The organism is Mycolicibacter heraklionensis (assembly GCF_001021505.1).
Classification (GTDB): Bacteria; Actinomycetota; Actinomycetes; order Mycobacteriales; family Mycobacteriaceae; genus Mycobacterium; species Mycobacterium heraklionense.
Genome location: NZ_LDPO01000009.1, coordinates 103,700 through 119,860 on the forward strand (window position 1 = coordinate 103,700; position 16,161 = coordinate 119,860).

General features: G+C 66.5%; 7 protein-coding genes. 3 read left to right on the forward strand and 4 right to left on the reverse strand.

Annotation, left to right across the window (positions count from 1 at the left end; translation table 11 throughout):
• Positions 1–99 precede the first annotated feature (99 nt).
• Positions 100–9,213 carry a BTAD domain-containing putative transcriptional regulator gene (locus tag ABW16_RS12645; protein WP_047319517.1) on the forward strand — a complete coding sequence of 3,038 codons (9,114 nt, stop codon included), beginning with the start codon at positions 100–102 and terminating at the stop codon, positions 9,211–9,213.
• A gap of 21 nt (positions 9,214–9,234) precedes the next feature.
• Here the strand turns inward: ABW16_RS12645 and ABW16_RS12650 are convergent, their stop codons facing one another.
• Both ABW16_RS12650 and ABW16_RS12655 read right to left on the reverse strand, forming a co-directional pair.
• The gene (locus tag ABW16_RS12650; protein WP_047319518.1) at positions 9,235–10,602 is read right to left on the reverse strand and encodes a metallopeptidase TldD-related protein; all 1,368 of its coding nucleotides are present in this window, start codon (positions 10,600–10,602) and stop codon (positions 9,235–9,237) included.
• Positions 10,599–12,113: a TldD/PmbA family protein gene (locus tag ABW16_RS12655; protein WP_047319519.1), complete on the reverse strand. Its 1,515-nt coding sequence runs from the start codon at positions 12,111–12,113 to the stop codon at positions 10,599–10,601. The genes ABW16_RS12650 and ABW16_RS12655 overlap by 4 nt, the downstream gene beginning before the upstream one ends.
• A gap of 62 nt (positions 12,114–12,175) precedes the next feature.
• On the opposite strand from ABW16_RS12655, the gene ABW16_RS12660 reads away from it, so the two are divergent.
• Positions 12,176–13,192, forward strand: coding sequence for a DUF2804 family protein (locus ABW16_RS12660; RefSeq protein ID WP_052956884.1), 1,017 nt, complete (start codon positions 12,176–12,178; stop codon positions 13,190–13,192).
• A 26-nt stretch (positions 13,193–13,218) separates the two neighbouring features.
• Complete coding sequence (locus ABW16_RS12665) at positions 13,219–14,088, forward strand: carbohydrate ABC transporter permease (RefSeq protein ID WP_047319520.1); 870 nt, start codon at positions 13,219–13,221, stop codon at positions 14,086–14,088.
• 26 nt (positions 14,089–14,114) lie between these two features.
• On the opposite strand, the gene ABW16_RS12670 is transcribed toward ABW16_RS12665, so the two are convergent.
• Together ABW16_RS12670 and ABW16_RS12675 are read right to left on the reverse strand one after the other, a co-directional pair.
• A complete protein-coding gene (locus tag ABW16_RS12670) occupies positions 14,115–15,536 on the reverse strand; it encodes an amino acid permease (protein WP_047319521.1) in 1,422 nt (473 codons plus the stop codon).
• Between the two features lie 81 nt (positions 15,537–15,617).
• A complete protein-coding gene (locus ABW16_RS12675) occupies positions 15,618–16,073 on the reverse strand; it encodes a lipoprotein LpqH (protein WP_047319522.1) in 456 nt (151 codons plus the stop codon).
• Positions 16,074–16,161 lie beyond the last annotated feature (88 nt).

The following is a 16,161-nucleotide window of genomic DNA, read 5'->3' on the forward strand; positions in this document are numbered from 1 at the left end:
CAAGCCGCCTGCGACGCGCCCCCGATCGGGTCTTTACCGGATCTTGACCGCGTGTTGAATCGCCCCACCGACGATTGCCACGTGACTACCATTCAAGCCGTGGAGCTGGGGGTTTTGGGACCTCTTCAGGCCCGGCGGGACGGCGCCCGGGTGACAATCCCGGGCGCCAAACCGCGCGCGATCCTCACCATGCTCGGGCTGCACGGCGGTTCTGTCGTGTCGGCCGAAACACTGATCGATCTGCTCTGGGGTGACGAACCGCCGCGCACCGCGGCCAAGGCGCTGCAGACCCACATCTCCTCACTGCGCCGGGCGTTGGGCGACGGCTTCGTCCTCACGCAGGGAATGGGCTGGATCCTCAACACGACTGAGGTGGATGCCCCGCGTTACAAGCTGGCCACCAGAGCGGGACGAGATGCGGCAGCGGCCGGAGATACCACTCAAGCGGTAGTCCGCTTCGAGGAGGCGCTGAACCTCTGGCGCGGAACTCCCGAACTGCCCGACTCCCGCCGGGGAATTTCGGAGAAGACACGCTGGATCGAGGGACACGCCGCGCTGGTCGAGGACCGTGCCGATGCGCTGCTCGCGACGGGGCGGGCCGCGGAGATCGTCGGCGAGCTGGAGGCCGCGGTGGCCGACGCGCCGCTGCGCGAGCGGCGGTGGGCCCAGCTGATGCTCGCGCTCTATCGCGCGGGCCGACAGGGTGAAGCCCTGGGCGCGTATCAACGAGTCCGGTCGCTGCTCGCCGACGAGCTCGGGGTCGATCCCGGGCCGGAGCTTCGGCGGCTTGCAGCCGCGATCGTCGCTCAGGACTCCGCACTGGATCACCCGGTGGCCCAGCATCTTCCGTCGGTGACCCGCGCCGTGACCTTTCTGCTCACCGATATCGAGGGATCGACTGCCGCGTGGGAGGCCGATGCCGCCGCCATGGCGATAGCGCTCGCGCGCCACGACGAACTGGTCGAGCAGGTCGTCACCTCCCGCGGCGGGCGGCTCATCAAAACGCGTGGCGAAGGCGATGCCACATTCTCGGTCTTCGACCGGCCCTCAGCTGCGGCCGCCGCGGCGATGGAACTGCAAGACGCAATCGTTCACGAGCCGTGGGGGCTGCGCGAGCCCATGCGTATCCGGATCGCCCTGCACACCGGCGAGGTGGAGCTGCGCGACGGTGACTACTTCGGTCGGGCGGTCAACCGCGCCGCCCGCCTGCGGTCACTGGCCATCGGAGGCCAGATCCTGTGCTCCGGAGCGACGGCCGAGCTCGTCATCGACAGCCTGTCCGACGACGTTGTTCTTGCCGATCTCGGGATGCGCGCGCTGCGCAACCTGCCGCGCCCGGAGCATGTCTTCGAACTCCGCGTACAGACCGCCGAGCAACTCGAAGCGACCGTCGACGAACCCCTCGAGCGGCCCGACCTCCCCGCGGTGCTGACCGGCCCCGGGCGGTTCGTCGGCCGCGGCCTGGAGCTCGAGCAACTTGCTGCAGCCTGGCAGGCCGCGCTCGCCGGCGGCATTCACGCGATGCTGATCGCCGGCGAACCCGGCGTGGGCAAGACGCGCCTGGCCGGCGAATGGTCGCAACAGGCCTTCGGGCAAGGCGCCGTCGTGTTGTACGGCCGTTCCGACGAGGACTTGGGTGCGCCCTATCAGCCCTTCGCCGAAGCGCTGCGTTCGCTGGTGCCCTGCATCGGCCCGCAGAGACTGCGGGGATTGCGAGGTGTTGAAGCACTGCTTCCGCTGGTTCCCGGTCTGACCGATGCGCTGCCCGACCTGTCCGCGCCGCCCCGCGCGGATCCCGACACCGAACGCTATGCACTGTTCGACGCCGTCGTCGCGCTGCTGGAACTCGCCTCTGCCCGTGCGCCCGTCGTCCTGATACTCGATGATCTGCACTGGGCGGCCAAACCGACGCTGCTGCTGTTGCGGCACCTGTTGCGCTTTGGCGACCGCACCCGGGTGCAAATCGTCGCGACGTATCGCAGCACCGACCTCGACCGAGCCCATCCCCTGGCGGCGATGCTCGCCGATCTGCACCGGGACGGCACCGCGGACCGCCTCGCTCTCGGCGGCCTCGGCGCCGACGACGTGACCGCCTATGTCGCCGAGGCCGGGTACGACGACGAACAGCTCGCCCGGGCGTTGGCATCGGTCACCGGCGGCAACCCGTTCTTCTTGATCGAGGCACTGCGCCATGTGGACGAAAGTGGCGGCGTCTGGGACCCCAACACCTTGCCGCAGGGCGTTCGTGAAGCCGTGAGCCGCAGGCTTTCGCGACTGCCGGCAGAGACCAACAAGGCCCTTGCCGCGGCCGCCGTGGTCGGCAGCCGCTTCGCGGTGGACCTCGTGGAGCAGGTGGTTGAACGCGATCTCGTCGACGCCTTCGAGGAAGCGTGCAAAGCCGGCATCGTCATCGAAGAGTCCGGCGGTCGATACCGGTTCAATCATGCGATCGTCCGGCAGGCGCTGATTGCCGAGCTGGCGTCGGTGCGGCGCATGCGACTGCACCAACGTATCGCCACGACGCTGGAAGCAACGCCCGGCGCGGACGGGGAGCTGCTGGCGGAACTGGCGTACCACTATTTCGAATGCGCTTGGGCGGGAAACGCCGCCAAGGCCGTCGAGTATTGCCGACGGGCGGCGGATCAGGCGATGTCCCGCCTCGCCTACGAAGGCGCCGCCGATCTCTACGACCGGGCGCTGCACGCTCTGGAGGAGATCGACGACGAGCTGCCCGATCGCGCCGACCAGGCCGCCGAGCTGCTGGTCGCGCGCTGTGAGGCGCTGCTTGCCGCCGGCGAGGTGGCTTCGGCGACCCGTGCGGTGTCCCAATTGCAGTCAGTCACAGTCGCTTCGGATCGGCTGGCCGCGTGGGCGACGTGTTTCGACGGCCAACTCTCGATGCTGATCCGCCCAGAGCGATTGGACGAGGTCGAGACCGCGTTGGCCGCCGCCGCCGACAAGCTGGCCGGATTGGGCGACGCCGAAGGGGAAGCCAAGGCCCATACCGTACGCGCCGGATGCCTTGCGCGTCTTGGGCGAATCGGCGACTGCGAGATCGCGTTGGACAGCGCGTTGACCGCGGCGCGGCACGCACGTGAACACCGTCGGGTGAACGCGGTGCTGGCCGGAGCGCCCCTTGCGGCGCTGTGGGGGCCGAATCCGGTTCCGCGTGCCGGCGGGCGTTGTCTTGACGTGGTGCGACTGTTGCGAATCACGACGGATTCGCCTGCGGTCGAGGCGACGTCGACGCGATGCCAAGCCGTCCTGGAGGCCTTCCGCGGCCGCGCCGCCACCGCCCGACGGATGATCGACTCGGCGCGCCGCACAGTCACCGAGATCGGCCTGCGTCATGCCCTGCTCGAGGTTGAGCAGTTCGCCGGAATCATTGAGCTGGTTGTGGACGACCCCAGCGGCGCCGAGCCGCACCTGCGTCAGGCCTACCACGGTTTTCGCCGGATGGGGCTGGAGGCCGACACCGCCGAGACCGCTGCCCTGCTGGGCCGTACCTGCCTGGCCCTCGACCGAGTCGCCGAGGCGGAGGAGTTGTGCACCGAAAGTGAGCGGCTCGCGGGACACGCCTTGAAGGCGTCGATCGCCTGGCGCACGCTGCGGGCGCTGTTGTTGACGCGCCGCGGTGATCATGATGCGGCGCGGCAGATGGCCGAGTCGGCGGTCGACCTGGCTGAACGCACCGACGCCCTGGTCGATCACGGCGATGCCTGTCTGGCGCTGGCGACGGTGTTGAACGCCGCCGGCGATGAGGCGGGTGCACGGGCCGCCGCGGAGCGAGCGACGGCGCTCTACGAGCGGAAAGGCGCTGAGGCACTCGCCGCGAAGGCGCACGCGATGCTGGGCGAGGGCGTCGCGCCCGTCCCCGCGGCACCAGCCGAATCGCCGGCCATCGACCTGACCAACGCAGCCACCCGTGCGGCGCAACGGGTGATGGCCGCTGTTGACCGCGAAGACTGGGACGAGTTCGAGCGGCTGTTTGCGCCCCAGCCGTCAATCGAAAGCCGCCGCAAGATCGTCGGCTTCGCGCAGACCGACCTTCCGACCCACCAGGTGATGCATCAGACCAGGCAGGACCTCGAGGCGGGGGCCATCCGGGTCGACCATGTCATCGTCGCCGTACGAGGCGAGCGACTGGCTCTCGCCCGGGTGATCGTCGGCACCCCCGACGCGAGTCCTGGAGCACCGCACGACGAGCTCCTCCAGGTGTACGGCATCGACGAAGAGGGGCGAATAGCGCTGCAGGTGTGGTTCGACCTCGAAGACATGGATGCGGCGATCGCCGAACTCGATGCGCTGCAAGCGCGATTCGCGGATAAACGCTCACGAACCCGGCACTTGGAGAACAAGGCGGCGCTGGTAGTCGAGCGGTTCTACCCCCACTTCGCGGCCCGCGACTGGGAGGCTATCGCCCAAGCAGCGGCCGAGGACTATTTGATCGATGATCGCCGGCGGACGGTCAACTCCGGGACTCGATATGGCCGAGCCGCCGGGATCCAGGAGTTGCAGGCCACCGCTGAGGTCGGATTCACGATAACCATGTTGGGCACCGTGGCGACCCGCGGCGAGCGTCTCGTCCTCACCCGCGTTCGCGCCGCCGGCCGTGACCCCGAGGCGATTCACAACGAAGTCCTCAACGTCATCGAGATCGACTCGGAAGACAAGGTTGTGGCGGTCGTCGTGTTCGATCTTGACGACATCGAGGCTGCCCTCGCCGAACTCGATGCGCGATATCTCGCCGGCGAAGCAGCCGCCTGCGCTGGCACTTGGTCGGCTATCACCGGGGTCTTTGTCGCGCTCAGTCGAGGCGAAATGCCTCCGACAACTGCCGAGTTCACCGATATCGACAATCGGGCGCTTGCCACGGTCGGGAAAGGCGACCTGATGGCATACCTCCGCGTCGCCTTGGACGACACGGTGCAGAACATCGTTTATGCCGAAGCCGTACACCGGCTGACCGACCGCGGCGCGGTTATCACCCACGTAGCCAAGGGGACTTCGCGGGACGGCTTGGAGGTCGAGTGGCGCCTTATCGACACCTTGACGGTCGAGGGCGGACTGGTCAGCAGCTGCGAGATGTTCGACGAGGCAGACCTCGATGGAGCCCTGGCGAGGTTGGACGAACTGCGCCCGAAGTCGCAGCGGCTGGAGAACGCTGCAAGCCGGGCCTACCAGCGTTTCCAGTCGTACTTCACGACCCGCGACTGGGAAGCTCTGAGAGAGGTTCTGACCGACGACGTGTCCACCGAAGACCGTCGTCGGGTGGTGGGCTCGGGCGTTCGGTTGGGCCGCGACGCGGTAATCACCGAACTTTCAGCGCTCGCCAGTACCGGCAGCCTGAATCAGGCCCTCACCGCAGATGTGGTCGCGACCCGTGGCCGGCGGCTCATCCTTACGCGTACCCGATACACCGCCAGCAACGAGCCCGCGGCGTACTACTTCGTTGGGCTGGAGGTGATTGAGGTCGACGCCAACGAGCGGGTGACGGCGCGGGTCGGGTTCGACCGTGACGACTTTGACGCCGCCATCGCCGAGCTCGACGCGCGCTACCTCGGCGGCGAAGCAGCACCTCACTCCGATGTCTGGTCGGCCGTAGCGGGAAGTTACGCCGCGCTGAACCAGCACAAGCTGCCGTTGATCACGCCAGACTGCGTCAACATCGACCACCGAACAGAGGCGGCGTTCGGGCCCGGTGACGTCACCGCATACATCCAAGCCGGATGGGATGTCGAGCAAGACATCGATATCTATGTCGAGCAAGTGCATCGGCTGAGCAGCATCGGAGCGGTCGTCACCTACACAGCGCAGGAGACTTCGCGCGACGGGCTTGACGCCGAGTGGCGCGGCATCGCGGTCTTTACGGTGGACAGCGGCACGATCAACCGCACTGAGGTATTCGACGAAGCCGACCTCGACGCTGCGCTCACGAGATATGAAGAACTACACCAGCAGCCGCGCCAACGGGAGAACGCGGCATGGCAAGTGGCAGCGCGCCTCCAGCCGCACTTCGCGGCACGCGACTGGAACGCCGCGGCGAAGCTACTCGCCGACAACTTTGTCAATGACGATCGTCGTCGAGTCGTCGGGTCGGGGATCCGACATGGCCGAGACGCCACGATGGCAGACGCCCAAGCCACGGCCGGCCTGTTCACCGACGTGACGACGACGTTCCTGGCGACCCGTGGGGCACGCCTTGTCCTCGCGCGAAACAGCTTCTCGGGCACCGACCGAGAATCCGGGGCCTTTCTCACCGAGGCACTCAGCATCCTGGAGGTCAACTCCGACGATCTGGCCACGGCGCTGGTCACATTCGACGTCGACGACTTCGATTCCGCAATCGCTGAGCTCGACGCCCGTTACCTCGCCGGCGAGGCGGCCGCATACGCACGCACGTGGTCAATGCTCACAGCGACGTACGCCGCAGCGAACAAGCAACAACTCCGACTGACACCGGACTGCGTGACCATCGATCACCGACGACTCGCGACAATAGAGGTGGGCGACTTGGCCGCATACATCCGTTCCTCATGGGACGACGCGCAGAGCTTCCACGTCTATATCGCGGCGGTGCATCGGCTGAGCACACACGGGGCGGTCTTCACCCAAGCGGCGCGAGGGACGTCAGGCCAGGGCTTCGACGCCGAATGGCAAGAAGTCCTCGTGGCTACGTTCGCAGACGACCTTGTCAACCGCTGCGAGCTGTTCGACGAAGCGGACCTCGATGCCGCACTCGCCAGATTCGACGAGCTGCACCAGCAGCCGCAGCAGCCGGCGAACGCAGCCAGCGAGGCCTATCGCCGGGTGGCGAAGTACTTCTCTGTCGGTGACTGGACTGCGATGTCAAAGACCTTGGCGCAGAACATGGTCAATGACGACCGTCGACATACGGTGAACTCCGGCATCCGCCGCGGTCGGGACGTCGAAATCTCCAACGGTCAAGCCTTCACGGAGCTTGGCGGCGACAAGCTCACATCGACGGTCATCGCGACCCGCGGCAGGCGCCTCGCATTGTGTCGCTCGGCTATCTCCGGGCGAGACCAGCAGCCCGGGGCGTTCCGCATCGAGTTTCTCAGCGTCGTCGAGATCGACGCCGACGAGGAGTTGGTTGCCCATGTCGCATTCGACCTCGATGACGTCGATGCCGCTTTCGCCGAACTCGACACCCGCTACCTCGCTGGTGAAGCCGCCGCCTACGCACAGACGTGGTCACTCATCATGCAAGGTTTCGCCGCGCTCAACCGGCGCGAACTTTTCCCGACCACGCCAGACTGGGTGAACCTCGATCACCGGCGAGGGACCCCCATTGCACCCGGCGAAATGCCCAAACTGCTCAGCGCTATGTGGACCTTCCCGTCTGATCTGAGCCACTTCATCGACGCGGTACACCGACTGAACGACCGTGGAGCGGTCTACACCTACAGGGCGCAGGAATTCTCCACAGACGGCTTCTACGCCGAATGGCACGGGATCACCGTGATCACCTTCGAAGGCCACCTGGTCAACCGCTGCGAGGTGTTCGACGGGGAAGACCTCGACGCCGCGCTCGCCAGGTTCGACGAACTACAGCAGCAGCCAAGGCAACTGGAGCACCTGGAGAACACGGCACGCCGAGTGGAGCGGCGATTCGAGTCGTCCTTCGCGAGCCGCGACTGGGAGGCGATGGCCGAGCTGTTGGCCGACGACTCCTCCACCGACGATCGTCGCCCGCTGGTGGGCGTAGGCGTCCGACGTGGTAGAGACACCGTTATCGCCGACTGGCGAGCGACCGCTGATGTCGGTGTCCTGAACGTGTCGTCGAGCGTCATCGCGACTCGCGGCGAGCGCCTTGTCCTGGGTCGCTACCGTTTCGCGGGCAACGACCAACGGCCCGAGGCGTTCCACACCGACGTGCTCGGCGTCCTGGAGATCGACGACAGCCAGCGGATCACCTCGGCGGTCATGCTCGACATCGACGAAATCGATTCCGCGCTAGCTGAACTCGACGCCCGCTACCTTGCCGGGGAAGCGGCCGCTTACGCGCACACCTGGTCACTGGTCCTCGGTGCTTATGCCGGGTTCAACCGGCGCGATCTTGCCGCGACGACGCCGGACTGGGTAAGTATTGACCACCGGCGCGGGGCGGCTTTCGCGTCCGGCGACATGGTCCAGTACATCCAGGCCGCTTGGGACGACTCGCCGGACACCCGGATCTACATCGCAGTGGTGCATCGACTCAGCGACATCGGAGCGGTCGTCACCCATGTGGCGCAGGGGATTTCCCAAGAGGGCTTCGACGCCGAGTGGCGTGATATCAACGTAGTGACCGTCGACGGCGATTTGGTCGATCGCTCCGAACTGTTCGACGGAGACGACCTCGACGCCGCGCTAGCACGGTTCGAAGAACTCGGTCGATGGACGCCGCCGCTTGAGAACGCCGCGACCCGGGTCTGCGCACGCGTAGCAGACGCATACAACCGTCGTGACGGGGACGCACTGTTCGCGCTCGCGAGCGCGGATAGCCGATATGAGGACCGGCGAAAAGGCCTGCGCGACACCCACGAGGGCGCAGAGGTGCAGAAAGTCGTTGATGCCACGTTGGAGACGACGCCCAGCAGTTGGCGGATGGAGATGGAGCCCATCGCCCTCAGAGGGTCTCGCCTCACGCTGACCCGAAGGAGCTATCGCGACAGCGATGATCCCGATCAACCGATCACCGTCGACATGTTGAGTGTCATCGAAGTCGACTCCGACGCCCTGATGAACCGCTCAGTGACTTTTGATCCCGACGACATCGAAGCCGCTGTCGCCGAACTCGACGCCCGTTACCTCGCCGGGGAAGCGGCAGCCCACGCGCACACCTGGTCGACTATTTTGCGCGCTTTCGACGCGTTCAACGCACACCAGCTCCCCGCAACAACGCCAGACTGGGTGAATGTCGACCATCGCCGAGGAAGAGCCTTCTCGCCCGGCGACCTGGTCCCCTACATCCATGCCGCATGGGAACTTGCGCCCCAAGCCAAGATCTATGTCGAGGCAGTACATCGGCTGACCGATCTCGGAGCGGTCGTCACCCAAGTGTTGCGGGGAACGTCGCCAAACGGCTTCGACGCCGAATGGCTTGAGGTCAATCTGCTGACCGTCGATGGCGACCTGATCAACCGAAGTGAGCTGTTCGACGAGGAAGACCTCGGCGCCGCACTCGCCAGATTCGACGAGCTCAGTTGACCGAGGACTCGACGTGAGAACTCACTGCGCCTGGCTCACCGACGACATGTGGAAGTCGGGAATTCGCAGTGACGGCATCGACGCCCGGGTCGCCCAATCACCCCATTCCCGGGGCAGCGTCGGCTCGGCGATGCCGGCCTGCGTGGCACGGCGCAGCAGGTCCAACGGGCTCTCGTTGAACCGGAAGTTGTTCACCGCCGCAGTCACCTTGCCGTCTTCGACCAGGTAGACGCCGTCGCGGGTCAGCCCGGTCAGCAGCAGTGTGGTCGGGTCGACCTCGCGGATGTACCACAGCGTGGTCAGCAGCAGCCCGCGCTCGGTCGAGGCGATCATCTCGTCCATGCTGGCCGAACCGCCCGTCATCAGCAGGTTGTCGGCCGCCAGGGCGACCGGGGCGCCGAACTCGGCGGCAGCGGCCCGCGGGTAGGCCAGCGCGTTGATCACCCCGCCGCGAATCCAGTCCACGCAGCCGATGTCCAGGCCGTTGTCGAACACCGATGCGGTCTCTGACGAGGTGCCGGTCGCCACGAACGGCGCGCACTCGAGCCCGAACGCATGCGGATCCGAATACAGGGTCAGCGGCAGTTCGGACAGCCGCTCCCCCACCCGGGTGCCGCCGCCGGGCGCCGACAGCGCGGTGCGGCCCTCCTGGGCACCGCGGCCGCTCATCGTCCAACCGAGATAGATCATCATGTCGGCCACTGTGGACGGCGGCATCAACGTTTCGTAGCGTCCGGCCGGCAGCTCGACGCTGCGCGCCGCCCAGCCCAATCGCGTCGAGAGCTGCTTCAGCAGCGAATCCGTTGGCACATCAACGAAATCCGGTGTGCTGACCCCAGCCCAGGCACTGGCGCCGTCGCGTTTGGCGTTGATCTCCACCGTCCCGGTGGGCTGGGTGAAACGCCGCCGCAGCCCGGTCGAGGACGCCAGGAACGTCGTCTCCACCTCGTGGCGAGCGAACCCGTAGAGCTGGTCGGCGCCCCGAAAGCCACGGCTCAGCGAGGTGGCCAGCCCGGCGAAGACCTCCGCGCCGGTCTGCGGCACCTCAGCGTCCCAGTCGTCGGGTATGCCATTGCCGCCCAACAGCTCCACGGCGTCGCGAGCCTCCGGCGCGCCCGCAGCCGCCTCCGCTGAGGCGGCCACCAACTCGGCGATCTGCGCCGGCTCCACCTCCGACGAGCACAGCGAGCCGACCCGCGGCCCCTCGTCGTCGTAAACGATCGTGACGACCGTGGTGGTCCGGCTGGTCGAGACCCCGTTGGTGGTCATCGAGTTGCCCGCCCAGCGCAGCGACGACTCGGACCGGTCCGTCACCAGCACGATGGTCTCGGTCTTGTCGCCTTTGGCCGCCGCCAAAGCCGTGTCGATGACCTGTTGCGCGGGAATCATTCCCGGCCCCCCTCGCTGCGCGTGTTGAGCACGTTGATCCCCCGGAACAGCGCCGACGGACAGCCGTGGCTGACCGCGGCGACCTGACCGGGCTGGGCCTTGCCGCAGTTGAACGCCCCGCCCAGCCGCCACGTCGACGCGCCGCCGACGGCCTCCATCGCGTTCCAGAAATCGGTGGTGGTCGCCTGATAGGCCACGTCGCGCAGCTGCCCGTCCAGACGGCCGTCGCGGATCCGGAAGAACCGCTGACCGGTGAACTGGAAGTTGTAGCGCTGCATGTCAATCGACCACGATCGGTCCCCGACGATGTAGATGCCGTTGTCGACCCGCGCGATCAGGTCGGCGGTGGACAGGTCCTCAGGACCCGGCTGCAGTGACACGTTGGCCATCCGCTGGATCGGGACGTGATGCGGCGAGTCGGCATACGAGCACCCGTTGGAACGAGATTGCCCCAGCCGGGGCGCGAACACCCGGTCCAGCTGATACCCCACGAATCGCCCGTCGCGCACCAGGTCCCAGCTCTGAGCAGCGACACCCTCGTCGTCGTAGCCGATGCTGGCCAACCCGTAGGGCACCGTGCGGTCAGCGGTCACGTTCATCACCGGCGACCCGTACTGCAGCGTGCCGAGCTTGTCCGGGGTGGCGAACGATGTTCCGGCGTAGGCCGCCTCGTAACCGATGGCCCGGTCGTATTCGGTTGCGTGTCCGATGGATTCGTGGATGGTCAGCCACAGGTTGGTCGGGTCGATCACCAGATCCGTCGGCCCGGCCGTCACACCCGGGGACTTGACCTTCTCGGCGAGCAGCACCGGGAGTTCGGCCAGCTCGCCGGACCAGTCCCACACGTCGTCGCCGGCCACCGCCTCCCAACCGCGCGCGGTCGGTGGCGCCAGCGTGCGCATCGAGTCGAAGCCGTCCGGCCCGACGGTGACCGCATCGCAGACCGGCATCAGCCGCACTCGCTGCTGGGTGATCGAAGACCCGAACGTGTCGGCGTAGAAAGTCTGTTCCTTGACCGCGGTCAGCGCGGCCGTCACATGGTTCACTCCATCGGCAGCGAGCAACCGGCCCGAGTAGTCCTCCAGCACGTCGATCTTGTCGGAGGTGGGCACGTCGAACGGATCGACCAGGTAGTCCGACACCCACGTCGCGTCGCGGTACACCGGTTCGGCTGCCAGCTCGACACGTTCGGCGTTGAGGACGGCCAGCGTCTTGGCCACCTGCACGGCACGGCGGGCGGTATCGGCCGCGACACCCGGCGCCAGCTCGGCATGTGAGGCGAAGCCCCAGGTGCCGTCGACCACCACCCGCACCGCGAAGCCGAGCTCACGGTTGACGACGGCGGTCTCCAACTCACCGTCGCGCAGTCGGATGACCTCGGTGGAAATCCGGTGAATACGCAGGTCAGCATGCTCGGCGCCGGCTGCTCTGGCCGCCGACAACGCGGCGTCGGCCAGCTCGTGGCGGGGCAGGGCCAGAAAGTCGGCATCGATCCCCCGGTTCGCTGTCACCCGTCCACCGTAACGACGTGCCGAGGGTTGACCGCGGCATAGGTGTCAATAAAGATCACGGCGTGACAGCGCCACAGCGACTGGTTGAAGACGGTGTTCGGCGCTATGGCCGGTTCGAGGAGCGGGTCCGAGACACCAACCCGGTCGACGCGCACCGAGGCTTGTCGCGCCTCTGGCGCGAGTTCCGGCTCAAGGAGTGGGTCGGTTTCGCCTTGATCCACCCCGAGATGTCGGGCGCCATGATCATGCAGGACGTGAAGTACCTGGCGTCGTCGGAGTTGTTCGTCCGCGACCAGGCCACGGGTGTCCTGGTGGAGAAAAGCGCCCGGTTCCGGGGCGGCAGCCTGGGCCTGCCCGACGACCTGCTGCACGGTGGCCCCTGCCGCGTCAAGACGCGCCGCTACCTGCTCGAATACCACTTCGATGCCGACGCCGACACACTCACGGTGCGGATCGACTGCGCGGCAGACAGACACGGGCCCGCGATCACCGGCGCGCTGACGCTGTATATGGCGGGCGCCGCGCCGCCGCTCAGCCTCAGCGCCAAGCTCACGTCGGCGATCGACTACTACACGTTCAAGCAGCCGCTTCCCGCCGACGGGAAGCTCACGGTGGGTGACCGAACCTACGTGTTCGACTCCGCCCGCGATTTCGCCATCCTCGATGAGCATCGTTCGCAGTTCCCGTACTCGACATCCTGGACGTGGGGCACCTTTGCGGTCCGAATGGCCGGCGGTGTGGTGGGCTCCAACTTCGTCGACCGGCCGGAGTTCAGCGACGAGGACGACGAGTCGTCGAACTGGGTTCCCGGCGGTGTCCAGCCGCTCGCGGGAGTCCGGTTCGACTTCGCCTCCGATGATCCGCTGTCGACCGTGCGCGTCCGCGACCGTGACGGCCGGCTCGACGTGACATTCACCCCGGCGGGGCGCAAAGCGGTCAAACTCAACCTTCTCGCGGCCGCGATCGACTACTGGCAGCTCGCCGGCACCTATCGGGGCACCGTGACATCCCTGGCCGGCGAGTCGTTCTCCGTCGCCGACGTGCCCGGGGTGCTCGAACGGATGAAGACCCGCTTTTGAGTCGGCACAAGCGCTTTAATACAACGATGAGCCGGGCCCCCCGCTCCACGGCGCTGGCTTACGCGCTGCTCGCCCCCAGCCTGTTCGGCGTGGTGGCGTTCCTGCTGCTGCCGATGCTGGTGGTGGTGTGGCTGAGCCTGCACCGCTGGGATCTCTTGGGGCCGATCAGCTATGTCGGCGCGGATAACTGGCGATCGGTGCTGACCGATCCGGTGTTCGGCAATTCCCTCGTGGTGACCGTGCTTTTCGTCGCGATCGTCGTCCCGCTGCAAACCGTGCTGGGTCTGGGGGTGGCGGTCTTGCTGGCCCGCGAGCTGCCCGGCAGCGGCGTCTTCCGCACCGTCTACGTGCTGCCGTGGATCTGCGCGCCGTTGGCGATCGCGGTGCTGTGGCGCTGGATTCTGAGCCCCACCGACGGCGCGGTCAGCACCGTGCTCGGGCACCGCATCGAATGGCTGACCGATCCGGGGCTGGCGCTGCCGGTGACCTCGGCGGTGGTGGTGTGGACCAACGTCGGCTACGTCGCCCTGTTCTTCCTGGCCGGCATCCTGGCCATCCCCACCCAGGTGCTCTCAGCGGCACGCATCGACGGGGCGAACGGCTGGCAGCGGTTCTGGCGGGTCACCCTGCCGATGCTGCGCCCCACCATGTTCTTTGTGCTGGTCACCGGGGTGGTCAGCGCGGCGCAGGTGTTCGACACCGTGTACGCGCTGACTGGGGGCGGACCGGGCGGCCGCACCGACCTGATCGCGCACCGCATTTATGACGAGGCGTTCGGGATGGCGGCGATCGGCCGGGCCGCGGTGATGGCGCTGGTGCTGTTCGCCGTACTGGTTTCAGTGACGGTCGTTCAACAGCTTTCGTTGGGCCGGCGGGTCAGCTACGACCTCACGTGAGCCCACGTCGTTGCTGTGCTTGCGTACTAACCACCGTTGAGCGCGCTGTGACGGCGACCCCACACCAGGTAGAAGATCAACGCGACCGCTACCCAGCCGGCGAACACCATCCAGGTGTACCGGTGCAGGCTGCACATGATCCATCCGCAAACCACCACTGACAAGATCGGTGTGATCGGATAACCGGGCACCTTGAATCCGCGGGGCAGATCCGGTTCCCGGACCCGTAGCACAACCACCGCCACGGACACGACAATAAACGCGGTCAAGGCTCCGATGGAGACCGTTTCGGCCAGACGCGCAAGCGGCACCAGGCCGGCGAGGATTGCCGCCACGACCGCGACGATCATGGTGTTGGTTGCGGGTGTCCGAGTGCGCGGGTTGACCTTGGCGAACGTCGCCGGCATTAGACCGTCGCGACCCATCGCGAAAAGGATGCGGGTCTGGCAGTACATCGTGACCAAAGTGACCGAGAAGATCGAGATCACCGCGCCCGCGGCCAACACGGTGCCGCCTAAGCGGTTTCCGGTGATGTGGTCCACAATCACGGCCAGGCCCGCGCTTTGCCCCTCGAAGTCCTGCCACGGCTGGCTGCCCATCGCGGCCACCGCGACAATCACATAGACACCGGTCACGATCAGCAGTGCCGCGATGATTGCCCGCGGGATCGTGTGCTGCGGGTCTTTGGCCTCCTCACCGGCGGTGGAGACCGCGTCAAGACCTACGTAGGAGAAGAAGATCGTGCCCGCCGCCCAGCTGATTCCCGAGAATCCAAAAGGGGCGAAGTCAGTGAAGTGGTTCGCTCTGAACGCCGTTGACGCGATCGCCGCGAACATCAGCAGCACGCCGAGTTTGATCACCACCATGACGGCATTGACTTTGGCCGATTCACTGGTGCCGCCGATCAACATAGCCGCACAAATTGTCACCAAGACGATAGCCGGCAGGTTGACGAAACCACCTTCGGAATCCCATGGTCCCGATGAAATAGCCTGCGGTACCGAGAATCCGAAGACATTGAGCGACAGTTTGTTCAGGTACTGACTCCACCCAACTGACACCGCGGCGGTAGACACCCCGTATTCGAGCAGCAGGCATGCCCCGACAACCACGGCCATGAACTCACCGAGGGTGGCATAGCAGTATGAGTATGCCGACCCCGAAATTGGCACCGCCGAAGCCAACTCCGCGTAGCAGATCGCGGCCAGACCCGCTGCGGCCCCGGCGATGATGAACGAAACGACCACTGCCGGGCCGGCTTGCGGTACCGCCACCGGGAAGACAAAGAAGATCCCTGTGCCGACCGTCGAGCCGACGCCGAACATGGTGAGCCGAAAGCCACCGAGCCTGCGTCGCAGGTGATTCGTGCCCCCGGTGGCGATCGGTGCACCGTTCACCGGACGACGCCGCAGCATCTGCCGTGACATGCCGAGCGCCGGCGTTGACATTGGTGCCCCTAGCTGGACGGTTGGTGTCCATCATTGAACACGCCCCGACCGGCGCAACGGGTTACAACACGACGAACCGGACTAAGAACAAGTCACGTCGATTTCGAAGGGCTTGTTCACCGGCTGCATCGGGTTGGCCGTGTCGATCCCGGTCGCGGTGCCGCTGATCTTGTATTCCTTGCCGTTCTTGGTCGCCTTGGCGCTGCCCTGACCGGTGCCCGCGGTGTATGCCAGCGTCACACCGTTGACGTTGCCCAGCCCAACCGACTTCACCTCTGGCGGGTTGGCGTCGGTGAGCACCGCGGCGATACCCGTGGCCGCTCCGCCGATCGCGATGTTGACGGTGCCGGCCATCGTCGTACACACGGTCGAGCCGCTGACGTTCTGGTCTTTGCCGTCGATGGTGACTTTCGCGTTTGCGGCAGCGCCTCCGACGTTCACCGACGAGTGCTCCGTCTTCGGGCCGCTGGAGCACCCGGACAGACCTACGATCGCGATTGCTGCCGCCGCTGCGGCAACCGTTACTGAACGCTTCACCCGTACTCCTTTGTTATTGGTGGTCACGTGCCTGGTTTCGTGCTCTTTGGCGGGCGCGGGCGGGGGCTGGCGGGCTAGGCTTCATTCC